Genomic DNA, 12,265 nt, shown 5'->3' with positions numbered 1-12,265 from the left:
GGATTATCTGTCTTTGAGGCACCGATTGACGATAATTGGTCGAAAATGTTATAAACACAACCAATCGATTAGGACGGTTCCAATGGCAAAGGCGAATCCTGGAGTCGGTTCGGGCCGTTCCGCGCAACGTAGTCAGGTAACCTCCCTGGATACCTTTGTGAGAGACGAGCGTAATGCCGAGCTGTTCAAAATAACGCTTGAGCAACTCCGGCTCCTATACGTACTGGGCTCTGCCGGATCAATCTCTCAGGTGACGAAGCAGCTCCAGCCCAAGCACCAGTCTAGCGTTGTGAAATCATTGGAAAGCTTGCGAAATCACACCAGCACAATCCTAAAGTCTGAGCTATTCGACCGCAAGGCCGGAAGGGGGAGAAACCCCCTCACACCAGCTGGACGAGCTGCATTTGAGCTCGCGGAAAGCAGCTTGCTGGCTCTCAAAGAGTTTACGGAAAAGGTAACATCTGACGGCCGCTTCGTTGTCCACGTTGGGCTCACGACGTTCTTGCTGAATCTAGTCAAAGGGCTTGTTCCCCGATTGCATAGTGAGCGCCAGAGCTTCGAAAGCCGTCTTGTTCACTTGCGTACGGGAAAGCTAGAAGAAAGCGTCCTCAAACGCGAGGTCGACTGTGCATTCGGGGGCCGAACAGTAAAAATTGGTGAGTCTTCTGTGCAGGAAGTCGGGCTCAAAGTCAGAACAATAAGAGAAGATACGTTTGGATTTATGCTAAACTACACAACTAATAACGACCAGCTTACGATCAAAGATATATTTGCCGAGAGAATCCCGCTCATACTTCCAACTTCTGGAGTAGTCTTCGATTTCGTCCGCGAGAATCTCGGTGTTTCCAGTGTTGCCGAAATTCAGCAGCAAATAAATGTTGTGGAATGGTGCGATGACGTTCATTTCGCTTTCGAGATTATGCGCCTTAGGTTGCATGATGCTGGAATGTTTGTTTTGAAAGGAGTGTACGATGGCCACTTCCAGCGGTTTTACGATTCAGCGAATGGCGATGCGCCATTGACACGCTACTTTAGCCTCGCCGATGTGCAACACAAGAGTATGGTAACGTTTATGACCAACGAAGAGTTCGTCGCGTCGTTGTCAAAAGAACACCCGGTTAGGCAGTGCATTGCGGTAATAGATAGCTGGCTTGACAATGTTCAGCTTGACGCGGTTCAATGAACTTTGTTTGGCAAAATCTGCGTAAGCGTGGGCAGAACAAAGCCGCAATTCGATCACTGGAACGATTGGTCTCGTCGCCCTCCGCGGACTTGGTGTTGTTGCAGGAGACTTTTGCTCGACGTATACTTGAGATTGATCGTCTTGCTCATACTGTGCCAATTTACGTGTCGCGCGATTTGTCTGCATTTGTGGGGCCGGCCATCGGCAATGTTGCAGTATTCTGTGATGAGCCATTTGTTCTTGGCTTAACCCTCAATGCGCTTACGGTGTTGAACGTGCACCTTTCAGCATACCAGGGCGCCAAACGAAGCCAGCAGCTCGAGTGCATGCTTAGGCTTCTGGACAAATCAATCAATAACAATATCGTCATAGGTGGAGATTTCAATCTTGCTCCGTATGATCGTGATGGACTGTTCAACGGGGCCTTTAGTTCTTGGACACTTGATAGTGAACGTCGCGTACTCCGAGAGCTTATGAAGCGTCATGGCCTCTTTGACGTCTTGGGTGAAAGCCCACCGCAAGAGTTCACAATTGAGCGACATCTACGCGGGGGGTTGGTCCAATTCCGATGTGATTTTATTCTTTGCTCAGAGGCGCTACGATCGTCAGCGCAAGCGAGTTATATTCACGAGGCGAGGACGGGCTCGTGGGCATTCACTGACCACAGCGGAATGCGGTTGTCCTTGGAGACGAGAAAATGAATCGGAAGCAGTTCGACCTATTTGACGCCGCGCCGATTGACTATCGAAGGCCGCTTCAGCCGGCGCGGACTGCTATGCAGCGAAAAGAGGCTTCACCGGTGGCGCGGGAGCTGTTGTCTTCAGGTACTTTGCAGCAGTTTAATGTACGCACGATTCTCGATTTTGGCTGTGGAGTAGGTCAGGATGTAGCCTTTTACAGAGCTCATGGTTTAGTAGCTGCAGGTTATGATCCTCATCCTCAATTTGGCTTCGAAGAAGCACCTGTTGGCGAGTATGACCTCGTTTCTTGCCTTTTCGTTTTGAATGTGATCGCTGACGATATGGAGCGCCGCCAGCTGTGTGCGAAGCTTTTCGCTCATGCGCGAGATGGCGGTCTCCTGGTGGTAGCGGCACGGTCGCCGAGGGCGATAGAGCAGGAGGCCCATCGCAAAGGGTGGGTGAGGTTCCGTGATGGCTATCTTTCTTCACCGAAGAGGGGGACATTCCAACGTGGAATTTCGGAAGGGGAGATTCGAGCTTGCTTTGGAAGTGTTCCGTTGGTGTTACAAAGTAGTCCATTCTCAGTCCGGCCGGATGTCAGTGTGCTTGTATTTAGGAAGACAGCCACTGGCAAAACGAAATATTAAGTGAGGAATGCTTAGTGGCATTGGGGGGAAATTGTCCATGATCCTCAGCTCGCGGCTTCCAGACGTTCTTCCGTCAGCAGCCGCATCGCGGCGTCGGCGTCCATCGGCTCGCCGAAGGCGAAGCCCTGGGCGTATTCGCAGCCGAGCTGATACAATTCGACCGCGTCCGAATCCGTCTCGGCGCCTTCCGCCACCACGTCCATGCCGAGATCGTGCGCCAGCGCGATGATCGATTTCAGGATCACCGGGCGGGTGCCGCGGCTGGTGGTGCGGACGAACGACTGATCGATCTTGATGGTGTCGAACGGGAAGCGCTGCAGATAGGCCAGCGACGAATGGCCGGTGCCGAAATCGTCGAGCGACAGGCCGGTGCCGAGTTCGCGAATCCGCGTCAGCATCTGGGCGGCGTGCTCCGGATTTTCCATCACCAGCGATTCGGTGAGTTCGAGCTTCAGCGTGCCGCGGGCGATCGAGGAGCGCGACAGCACGGTGCGGATGTCGTGGAGCAGGTCGTGGCGCAGCAATTGCCGCGACGACACGTTGACGCTGGCGAAGATCGGCTCGCGCGCGCGCATCGCGCGCTGCCAGATCGCGAGCTGCTTGGCGGTCTGGTCCATCACGAACAGCCCGAGCTCGACGATCAGTCCGATCTCCTCGGCGATCGCGATGAATTCGGAGGGCGCCATCCGCCCGAGCTTGGGATGGTCCCAGCGCGCCAGCGCCTCGAAGCCGGCGACCGAGCGATCCTCCAGCCGCACGATCGGCTGATACAGGATGGTGATCTCCTGCCGCTCGATGGCGCGGCGGAGTTCGGATTCCAGCGTCAGGCGATCGGATTTGCGTGCGCGCATCGCCGGCTTGTAGACGTCGATGCGGTCGCCGCCGATCCGCTTGGAGTGATACATCGCCAGCTCGGCGTCCTTGATGATCTCGTCCGAGAGCTGGGTCTGCGGGTCGCTCAAGGCCAGCCCGATCGAGGCGGTGAGGAAGATCTCGCGGTCGTTGAAAGCGATCGGCGCCTTGATGGTCTTGCGGATGGTCTCGGCGAAGGCGGTGATCTTGGCGGGGTCCTGCTCCGACAGCAGGATCAGGCCGAACTGGTCGCCGGCGATCCGCGCCAGCGTGTCCTGCGGCTTGAGGATGCGGGTGAGACGGCGCGCCAGAGTCAGCAAGATGGAATCGCCGACCGCGATGCCGACGGAATCATTGACCTGCTTGAAGCGGTCGAGGTCGATCACCATCAGGGTCGGCCGCAGCGTCGGCATCGTCTTGGCGAAATTCGCCACCGCGCCGAGCCGGTCCATGAACAGCTTGCGGTTCGGCAGGCCGGTGAGATTGTCGTGCACCGAATCGTGCAGCATCCGTTCTTCGGCGTTCTTGGCCTCGGTGACGTCGGTCAGCGTGCCGACCACGCGGGTGACTTCGCCGTCGGCGCCGACCACCGGCCGCGCCTTCAGGGCGAACCACATGAAGTGCCCGTCCGGCGTGCGCAGCCGGAAATGCTGGGTCAGCCGGCCGCGGCGCTGGTCGAGCACCGAGTCGAGCGCGGCGCGAAAACGGTCCTGATCGAGCGGATGCAGCACTTCCAGCCAGCTCGCCGCCGAGCCTTCCAGCGCGCCGCGCTTCAGGCCCAGCAGCGCCTCGGTCTCCGGACTGGTGAACACCTTGTCGGCGGAGACGTCCCAGTCCCAGATGAGGTCGCCGGAGCCGATCAGCGCCAGCGCCCGGCGTTCGACGTCCGACACCACGCCGCCGGTGGCGCCCGAGCCAGCGAAGGCGTGCTGCATCACGGTGAAGCCGATCAGCATCACGATCAGCACCAGGCCGCCGAGCAGCGCCGGGCCGACGATGTCGTTGGTGACCGAGCCCGCGACTGCCATGCCGGACGCGATCACCCAGATCACCAGCAGGAACCAGGTCGGGATCAGCAGCACCGCGCGATCGAAGCCGTGGGTCGACAGATACACCACCAGCCCGAAACCGGCGAAGGCGATCAGCACCAGCGACATCCGCGCGATGCCGGACGCGACCGCGGGGTCGAACAGCGCCAGCCCCACCAGCGAGCCCAGGAAGGCGAGCCAGCCCAGCGTGATGTGCGAGTAGCGCACGTGCCAGCGACTGAGATTGAGATAGGCGAACAGGAACACCAGCAGCGTCGCGGCGAGGATCGCTTCGCCGGAGGCGCGCCACACCCGCTCGGCGCCCGCCGACATGTCGAACACCTTGCTCCAGAACCCGAAGTCGATGCCGATATAGACCAGCACCGCCCACGCCAGCGCCGCGGCGGCGGGGAACATGATGCTGCCCTTGACCACGAACAGGATCGTCAGCACCAGCGCCAGCAGGCCGGAGATGCCGATCACGATGCCATGGTACAGCGTGAACGAGTTGACCTTGTCCTTGTAGGCCTCGGGTTCCCATAGATACAGCTGCGGCAGCTTGTCGGTGCGCAATTCGGCGACGAAGGTGATCACCGAACCGGGGTCGAGCGTGACGCGGAAGATGTCGGCGGTGCCGGAGTCCTGACGTTCGGGGCGGTCGCCGGTCGAGGGTGTGATGGTCGCGATCCGCGACAGGCCGAGGTCGGGCCAGAACAGGCCGGACGACACCATCCGGTAATGCGGCGCGACGATCAGGCGGTCGAGCTGATCGTCGGTGTTGTTGGCGAGCGCGAACACCACCCAGTTCTGGCCGCCCTCGCGGGCGCGGACCTCGACGCGGCGGACGATGCCGTCGCTGCCCGGCGCGGTGGAGATCTGGATGCGGTCGGTGTCGCTGCGCTGGTGGTCGAGCACGCCAGTGAGGTCGATCGCCGGCGCGTCGCTGCGGACGCTGACGGCGTCGAGCGCATGTGCCTGCGGGGCGGCCGCAATCATCATCAAGCCGAGCGCCAGAAGCGCAAGGCATCGGGTCAGACGCAAGTCAGTTCTCCGCGTTCACACCGGTCTGGAAGCGCGGCCCCCGCGCGTGTCCGACGACGGATAAATGACATGAAACCCGGAGAAAACATAGGCGTAACAACCGGGGACCGATTCAGACCGTCAACACAATTTTGCCAATATGTTGGCTGGTCTCCATCCGCCGGTGGGCGGCGGCGGCGTCTTGCAACGCGAAGGTGCCGTCGATCAGCGGCTTGATCCGGCCTTCGGCGAGCAGCGGCATCACCCTGGTCTCGATCGCGGCGACCATCGCGGCCTTGTCGGCATTGCTGCGCGGCCGCAGCGTCGAACCGGTGTGGTGCAGCCGCTTGATCATCAGCTTGGTGAAATTCACCGTGGTCTTGGCGCCGCCGAGGAACGCAATCTGGACGATCCGGCCGTCCATTGCGGCGGCATCGTAATTGCGCTCGATGTAGTCGCCGCCGACCATGTCGAGGATCACGTCGGCGCCCTTGCCGCTGGTCGTTTCCTTGACGGCTGCGACGAAATCCTCGGTCTTGTAGTTGATCGCCCGGGTGGCGCCGAGTTTCAGGCAGGCCTCGGCCTTGTCGGGCGCGCCGACGGTGGCGATCACCTTGGCGCCAAATGCGACCGCGAGCTGGATCGCCATCGTGCCGATGCCGGACGAGCCGCCATGCACCAGCAGGGTTTCGCCGGGCTGCAGCGCGCCGCGCTCGAACACGTTGTGCCACACCGTCATCAGCGTCTCCGGCGTGGCGCCGGCCTCGATCATCGAGAAGCCGGCCGGCACCGTCATCGCCTGGGCATCCTGCGCGATGCAATATTCGGCATAGCCGCCGCCGGCGACCAGCGACATCACCTTGTCGCCGAGCTTGTGCCGGGTCGCGCCGTCGCCGATCGCCACCACCTCGCCGGCGATCTCCAGGCCGGGCAGGTCGCTGGCGCCGGGCGGCGGCGGATAGCTGCCGGAGCGCTGTGCCACATCGGGACGGTTGACCCCGGCCGCCGCGACCTTGACCAGGATTTCACCGGGGCCGGGCGTGGGCACGGCGCGCGTTTCCGGCAGCAGCACCTCGGGTCCGCCGGGCTTGCTGATCCCGATCACGGTCATTTGCGAAGGGACCGGTTCCATGATTTGTCCTTGGCTGGCGGGGTGGCGGGTGCCATCTGATGAGACAGCCTGATTAGACAGCCGCGGCGCGGCTGGCAACCGGACCGGATCACGAACGGCGTGAGGGACGCGATGGCGATCGAGGACGACGACAAGCCGAGCAGGAAAATCAGTCACGAGATCGGGCAGGATCTGTCGCTGCTGTCGGTCGAAGAACTCGCCTCGAGGGTCGGGCTGCTTCAGGAGGAGGTCGCCCGGCTGCAGGCGGCGATGACGATGAAGCGCGCCACCCGCGAAGCCGCCGACCGTTTCTTCAAGGCCTGAGCGCCGCCTGCCGCCTCGACCGAACTAACAGCCGTGGCCGGATGCCGCGGGTGATGCGGCTGCGCCGCGTCGCCGATTGTCTCGTTGTGGCACAGCGCTTGCGCGCGTGGCGCATGGCGAATGCTTTGTCAACAAAGTCGCTCATTTACGAGCGATTAAGCTTTCCGGTGTATTACTTCGATTGTCCATCTTTGGACCGAGTGGCTCCTGTCCACTCTGTTTTGACGCCTCCCTGTTATCAACTTCAAAGCCGCCGGAAACGGCGGCTCTTTTTTGCGCTTTTTTAACCCTGTCACGGGGTCGTCACCCGCCGTGGTGATCATCCGGGCGCCGCCGGCGTTAACCGTTGCAAGCGCGCGCGCTGGACTCCCGGCGTCGCCCGCGCAATGATTTGTTCATCATAAGTCGGCGTCTGAGCCGGCGGCGTAATCGATAGCGTGAGGCGTCTACCATGTCGGAAGTTTCGCAGAGCGAAGCCCCGCTCGTCGTTCTGAGCGAACGGCTCACCAATTCGGCGGCCTTCACCGCGCTGTTCCGCGAGGGGATGGATCTCGTCGAGGAAACCGCCGCCTATCTCGACGGCGATGGCCGCGCCGAGGCCAAGATGCTCGAACGCACGGTCAGCCTGACCTACGCCACCGAGAGCATGCGGCTGACCACGCGGCTGATGCAGCTCGCATCCTGGCTGCTGCTGCACCGGGCGGTGAAGGAAGGCGAAATGACGCTGATCCAGGCCAACCGGGAGAAGTCCAAGGTCAAGCTGTCGGCCGCCGATCCCGGCGCACCGGACATGCTGGAGCGGCTGCCCGAGCAATTGCAGTCGCTGATCGCCCGGTCGATGAGCCTGCAGGCGCGGATTCGGCGGCTCGATGCCTCGATGCACCTGCCGCCGCCGTCGGAGCGGGCCGCGATCGGGAACCCGCTGGTGCCGCAATTGAACATGCTCAAGGCGGCGTTCGAGCGCTGAGCCGGACGGCCCGCGCTGTCGAAGCGCCCCTTCGCAAACGCAAAACGCCCCGCAAGCTGCGGGGCGTTTTCGATTCCTGGGTTCGATTCCTGGGGCCGGATGGCGAGGCCGAAGCCGCGCGACCATCAATCTTTTTTGAGAAAGCCCGAAAATTTCTTCTGGAAGCGCGAGACGCGGCCGCCGCGGTCGAGCACCTGCTGGGTGCCGCCGGTCCACGCCGGATGCGAGCGGGGGTCGATATCGAGGTTCAGCTTGTCGCCTTCCTTGCCCCAGGTCGATCGCGTCTGATATTCGGTGCCGTCGGTCATGACGACAGTAATGTTATGATAATCCGGGTGAATTTCGGTCTTCATGGGATATCCCTTGCGCGCGATGGCGCCACGGTCGCGATGATGTCGGGCGAATTTGCGCGCTCTATATCGCAGCGGGGCCGGTAAGACAAGGTTTCGACGTGGTCAGGACCTCAATACCGCAATGTCCCGGATTTGCCAGCTGCAGCGGTTGGGGCCTATGTGGGGATCGGCTGGAAAAGCTCTAATTCAACGATGTCGCAGTTCGATTGGCAGTTCCGATGACGACAGCAAGCAAACGGCAGAGCTCAGAGTCCAAGGGGCTGGAGCCCAAGGTGCTGGAGCCGGCCACCTCGGCGATCGCCCTGTCGCTGGATGCGATCGCGGCCACCGAGAATGTCGGGCCGCGCACCGGCACGCTGCGCGCCGACGCCGATGTCAGCGCGGTCGAGGACGTCGCCAGGCGCGGCCGGCTGCGCCCGCTGCTGGCGCTGGCGCCCTACGTCGCGCGCTATCGCGGCCGGGCGCTGATGGCGCTCACCGCGCTGATCGTCGCCGCGCTGACCACGCTGATGGTGCCGCTCGCGGTGCGCCGGCTGATCGATATCGGCTTTTCCGGCGACGGCATCGAGCTGATCAACAGCTACTTCAGCGTGATGCTGATCGTCGTCGGCGTGCTCGCCGTCGCCAGCGCCGCGCGCTATTATCTGGTGATGACGATCGGCGAACGGATCGTCGCCGACGTCCGCCGCGACGTCTTCCGGCATCTCACCGCGCTGTCGCCGTCGTTCTTCGATTCGGCGCGCAGCGGCGAGCTGATCTCGCGCCTCACCGCCGACACCACCCAGATCAAATCCGCGGTCGGCGCCTCGGTGTCGATCGCGCTGCGCAACATCCTGCTGTTCGCCGGCGCCATCACCATGATGGTGATTTCGAGCCCGCGCTTGAGCGGCTTCGTGCTGGCGGCGATTCCGCTGATCGTGATTCCGCTGGTGGCGTTCGGCCGTTGGGTACGGCGGCTGTCGCGCAACGCCCAGGACACGCTGGCGGACGCTTCCGCTTTCGCCTCCGAACTGGTCGGCGCGATGCGCACGGTGCAGGCCTACACCAACGAGCGGCTCGCCAATGCGCGGTTCGGCGCCGAGGTCGAGCAATCCTACGAGGCGGCGCGCAGCTCGACCCAGGCCCGCGCGATCCTCACCGCGATCATCATCTTCATCGTGTTCGCCAGCGTGGTGGCGATCCTGTGGGTCGGCTCCAACGACATCGCCACCGGCACGATCACGCCGGGCCGGCTCGGCCAGTTCATCCTGTACGCGGCGTTCGCCGCCTCCAGCCTCGGCCAGCTCAGTGAAGTCTGGGGCGAAGTCTCCGCCGCATCCGGCGCCGCCGAGCGGCTGTTCGAGATCCTGCGGATCAAGCCGGCGATCGCCGCGCCGGCGAAGCCGCGCCCGCTGCCGGTGCCGGTGCGCGGCGAGGTCACCTTCGACAATGTTTCCTTCGCCTATCCGACGCGCCCGGATCATCTCGCCGTGAACGGTCTGTCGCTGTCGATCAGAGCCGGCGAGAAGGTGGCGATCGTCGGCCCCTCGGGCGCCGGCAAGAGCACGCTGTTTCACCTGCTGCTGCGGTTCTACGACCCCGCCGCCGGCACGATTTCGATCGACGGCGTGCCGATCGCGCAGGCTGATCCGCAGGCGGTGCGCGAGCGGATCGCGCTGGTGCCGCAGGACTCCGTGGTGTTCGCCGCCACCGCGCGCGACAACATCCGGTTCGGCCGCGACGACGCCAGCGACGCCGATGTCGAGCGCGCCGCGCAGCAGGCCCACGCCACCGAATTCATCACCCGGCTGCCGAACGGCTTCGAGGCCCAGCTCGGCGAGCGCGGCGTCACGCTGTCGGGCGGCCAGCGCCAGCGCATCGCCATCGCCCGCGCCATCCTGCGCGACGCGCCGCTGTTGCTGCTCGACGAGGCGACCTCGTCGCTCGACGCCGAAAGCGAGACGCTGGTGCAGACCGCGCTGCAGGGACTGATGCGTGACCGCACCACGCTGGTGATCGCGCATCGGCTGGCCACCGTGCTGTCCTGCGACCGCATCCTGGTGATGGAAAACGGCCGCATCGTCGAACAAGGCACCCACGCCCAGCTCGTCGCCCGCGGCGGCCTCTACGCGCGGCTGGCCAAGCTGCAATTCGAGGCGGCGTAGTCGTAACCCTCTCCCCTTGTGGGAGAGGGTGGCTTCGCAAAGCGAAGCCGGGTGAGGGGGTGCCGCAAGCACGGCATTCGAGGCACCCCTCATCCGTCGCAGGCTCCGCCTGCGCCACCTTCTCCCACAAGGGGAGAAGGGAAGAGGACCAGCCGATTACTTGGAGCGCAGCCTCACAGACCGTGCTTGTGATGAGGCCAGCCTAGCAATTCTCGGCTGCTCACGGCGCCCACCGCATGTTCAGCACCGGCCGGGCCGAGGAGTTCACCTCCTCGCCGGTGGTGATGAAACCGGCGCGCTGGTAGAATTTGAGCGCGCGAACATTGTCGGCGTTGACCTTGAGGGTGACTTCGCGCGGTGACAGCCGCTTGGCCTCGTCGACCAGTGCGGCAGCGAGGCCTGTGCCCCATTGCTCCGGGCCGACCACGAGCTGATCGAGATAGCCCGAGGCATCAATGGTGACGAAGCCGGTCAGCGCGCCGTCCTGTTCGGCGACGACGATCGCGGCTTGGGGGACCAACTCGCCGCGCCAGCGCGCGCGCCACCAGTCGACACGCTTGTCGAAATCGATCGCCGGATAAGCCAGCTGCCAGGTACGGTGCCACAGGTCGATCGCGGCGTCTTCGTCGGCGTCGCGATAGGGGCGGAGGGTGAAGGGCGTCATATGTGCACAATCGTCATGCCCGGACTTGATCCGGGCATCCATCTTCTTCGAAATCATTTCCCGTGATGGATGGCCGGGTCAAGCCCGGCCATGACGGCTGATAGGTGCCAATGCCATTCACCGCTCCGTCAGCTTCAGCTCGATGCGGCGGTTGCGGCGGTAGGCCTCATCTGTGTTGGCGGTGTCGAGCGGCTGGAATTCGGCGAAGCCGGCGGCGACCAGGCGCTGCGCCGGGACGCCGAGCGACACCAGATACTGCACCACCGAGATCGCGCGCGCGCTCGACAGCTCCCAGTTCGATTTGAACACGCCGGTGATCGGCCGCCGGTCGGTGTGGCCGTCGACGCGCAGCACCCAGGGGATCTCCGACGGGATCTTCTTGTCGAGTTCGGTCAGCGCGGCGGCGAGCTTGTCGAGTTCGGCGCGGCCTTCGGGCAGCAGCAGCGCCTGTCCGGTGTCGAAGAACACTTCCGACTGGAACACGAAGCGGTCGCCGACGATGCGGATGTCGGGGCGGTCGCCAAGGATCGCGCGCAGCCGGCCGAAGAATTCCGAGCGATAGCGCGACAGCTCCTGCACCCGCTGCGCCAGCGCCAGATTCAGCCGCTGGCCGAGATCGGCGATCCTGCCCTGCGATTCCTTGTCGCGCCTTTCGGTGGCCTCCAGCGCCTCTTCCAGCGCCGCGAGCTGGCGGCGCAGCGCCGAGATCTGCTGGTTCAGCACCTCGACCTGCGCCAGCGCCCGGGCCGAAAGCTGCTTCTCCGATTCCAGCGCCTTGCCGAGTTCGCCGGCGCGGCCGGCGGCGTCGCTGCCGGCGCCGGCGAGGCCGTCATACAGTCCCTTGACGCGGTCGCGCTCGCTCTGCGCCGCGGACAGGCCGGCGCGGACTTGCGACAGCTGCTCCTCGATATCAAGTTTGCCGAGCTTCTCCAGCGACAACAGATCGTTGAGCTGCGCGATCCGGGCGTTGAGCTCCTGCAGCGCCTTGTCCTTGCCGGTGACCTCCTGCGACAGGAAGAATTGCACCACCAGAAACACCGACAGCAGAAACACGATGCCGAGGATCAGCGTCGACAGCGCGTCGACGAATCCCGGCCAGTAGTTGAACCCTGTCTCCTGCCGCCGTCCGCGGGCCAGCGCCATTAATGAGCTCCTGTGAGCCGCAGCTCCGCAACGACGGCAGCGCGCTCCCTCTCCCCGCGCGCGGGGAGAGGGGTGGGGTGAGGGGGCGTCTCCGCGAGTCTGAGCCGCTCGGCCTCGGCGAGGCGCCCCCTCACACGGATCGCATCTGG

11 protein-coding genes are annotated in these 12,265 nt (G+C 63.4%); 6 read left to right on the top strand and 5 right to left on the bottom strand.

The features are described from left to right. The first annotated feature begins 82 nt into the window (after window positions 1-82). The 3 genes from RPB_RS24755 to RPB_RS24375 are packed head-to-tail and all read left to right on the top strand — an operon-like array spanning window position 83 to window position 2,510. Entirely contained in the window at window positions 83-1,183 is a 1,101-nt protein-coding gene (locus tag RPB_RS24755; RefSeq protein ID WP_157038887.1) for a LysR family transcriptional regulator, read from the top strand. After that, window positions 1,180-1,884: an endonuclease/exonuclease/phosphatase family protein gene (locus RPB_RS25310; RefSeq protein WP_011443363.1), complete on the top strand. Its 705-nt coding sequence runs from the start codon at window positions 1,180-1,182 to the stop codon at window positions 1,882-1,884. Before RPB_RS24755 ends, RPB_RS25310 begins: the two co-directional genes overlap by 4 nt. Continuing rightward, window positions 1,881-2,510, top strand: coding sequence for a methyltransferase domain-containing protein (locus RPB_RS24375; protein ID WP_011443362.1), 630 nt, complete (start codon window positions 1,881-1,883; stop codon window positions 2,508-2,510). The genes RPB_RS25310 and RPB_RS24375 overlap by 4 nt, the downstream gene beginning before the upstream one ends. Window positions 2,511-2,554: 44 nt before the next feature. Here the strand turns inward: RPB_RS24375 and RPB_RS22645 are convergent, their stop codons facing one another. Both RPB_RS22645 and RPB_RS22640 read right to left on the bottom strand, forming a co-directional pair. Next, window positions 2,555-5,431: an EAL domain-containing protein gene (locus RPB_RS22645; RefSeq protein ID WP_011443361.1), complete on the bottom strand. Its 2,877-nt coding sequence runs from the start codon at window positions 5,429-5,431 to the stop codon at window positions 2,555-2,557. A gap of 112 nt (window positions 5,432-5,543) precedes the next feature. Continuing rightward, a complete protein-coding gene (locus RPB_RS22640; RefSeq protein WP_011443360.1) occupies window positions 5,544-6,542 on the bottom strand; it encodes an NAD(P)H-quinone oxidoreductase in 999 nt (332 codons plus the stop codon). A 111-nt stretch (window positions 6,543-6,653) separates the two neighbouring features. Between RPB_RS22640 and RPB_RS22635 the strand changes: the two genes are divergently transcribed. Further along, entirely contained in the window at window positions 6,654-6,845 is a 192-nt protein-coding gene (locus tag RPB_RS22635; protein WP_011443359.1) for a DUF1192 domain-containing protein, read from the top strand. 451 nt (window positions 6,846-7,296) lie between these two features. Beyond that, the gene (locus RPB_RS22630; protein ID WP_011443358.1) at window positions 7,297-7,812 is read left to right on the top strand and encodes a DUF1465 family protein; all 516 of its coding nucleotides are present in this window, start codon (window positions 7,297-7,299) and stop codon (window positions 7,810-7,812) included. 125 nt (window positions 7,813-7,937) lie between these two features. Here the strand turns inward: RPB_RS22630 and rpmE are convergent, their stop codons facing one another. Next, window positions 7,938-8,165: a 50S ribosomal protein L31 gene (gene rpmE / locus RPB_RS22625; protein WP_011443357.1), complete on the bottom strand. Its 228-nt coding sequence runs from the start codon at window positions 8,163-8,165 to the stop codon at window positions 7,938-7,940. A gap of 218 nt (window positions 8,166-8,383) precedes the next feature. Between rpmE and RPB_RS22620 the strand changes: the two genes are divergently transcribed. Further along, complete coding sequence (locus tag RPB_RS22620; RefSeq protein WP_011443356.1) at window positions 8,384-10,309, top strand: ABC transporter transmembrane domain-containing protein; 1,926 nt, start codon at window positions 8,384-8,386, stop codon at window positions 10,307-10,309. A gap of 220 nt (window positions 10,310-10,529) precedes the next feature. On the opposite strand, the gene RPB_RS22615 is transcribed toward RPB_RS22620, so the two are convergent. Then, a complete protein-coding gene (locus RPB_RS22615; protein ID WP_041799005.1) occupies window positions 10,530-10,973 on the bottom strand; it encodes a GNAT family N-acetyltransferase in 444 nt (147 codons plus the stop codon). A gap of 117 nt (window positions 10,974-11,090) precedes the next feature. After that, complete coding sequence (locus tag RPB_RS22610; RefSeq protein ID WP_011443354.1) at window positions 11,091-12,116, bottom strand: peptidoglycan -binding protein; 1,026 nt, start codon at window positions 12,114-12,116, stop codon at window positions 11,091-11,093. Window positions 12,117-12,265 lie beyond the last annotated feature (149 nt).

Origin of the sequence: Rhodopseudomonas palustris HaA2, assembly GCF_000013365.1 — a bacterium.
GTDB lineage: Bacteria > Pseudomonadota > Alphaproteobacteria > Rhizobiales > Xanthobacteraceae > Rhodopseudomonas > Rhodopseudomonas palustris_J.
The sequence above is the reverse complement of the archived record's forward strand: the minus strand, read 5'-3'. Positions and strand labels throughout refer to the sequence as shown.

Coding starts and splice junctions, on each gene's coding strand:
- RPB_RS24755 (WP_157038887.1), top strand. CDS start 83: ATGGCAAAGGCGAATCCTGGAGTCGGTTCGGGCCGTTCCGCGCAACGT.
- RPB_RS25310 (WP_011443363.1), top strand. CDS start 1,180: ATGAACTTTGTTTGGCAAAATCTGCGTAAGCGTGGGCAGAACAAAGCC.
- RPB_RS22615 (WP_041799005.1), bottom strand. CDS start 10,973: ATGACGCCCTTCACCCTCCGCCCCTATCGCGACGCCGACGAAGACGCC.
- rpmE (WP_011443357.1), bottom strand. CDS start 8,165: ATGAAGACCGAAATTCACCCGGATTATCATAACATTACTGTCGTCATG.
- RPB_RS22640 (WP_011443360.1), bottom strand. CDS start 6,542: ATGGAACCGGTCCCTTCGCAAATGACCGTGATCGGGATCAGCAAGCCC.
- RPB_RS22635 (WP_011443359.1), top strand. CDS start 6,654: ATGGCGATCGAGGACGACGACAAGCCGAGCAGGAAAATCAGTCACGAG.
- RPB_RS22610 (WP_011443354.1), bottom strand. CDS start 12,116: ATGGCGCTGGCCCGCGGACGGCGGCAGGAGACAGGGTTCAACTACTGG.
- RPB_RS22620 (WP_011443356.1), top strand. CDS start 8,384: ATGACGACAGCAAGCAAACGGCAGAGCTCAGAGTCCAAGGGGCTGGAG.
- RPB_RS22630 (WP_011443358.1), top strand. CDS start 7,297: ATGTCGGAAGTTTCGCAGAGCGAAGCCCCGCTCGTCGTTCTGAGCGAA.
- RPB_RS24375 (WP_011443362.1), top strand. CDS start 1,881: ATGAATCGGAAGCAGTTCGACCTATTTGACGCCGCGCCGATTGACTAT.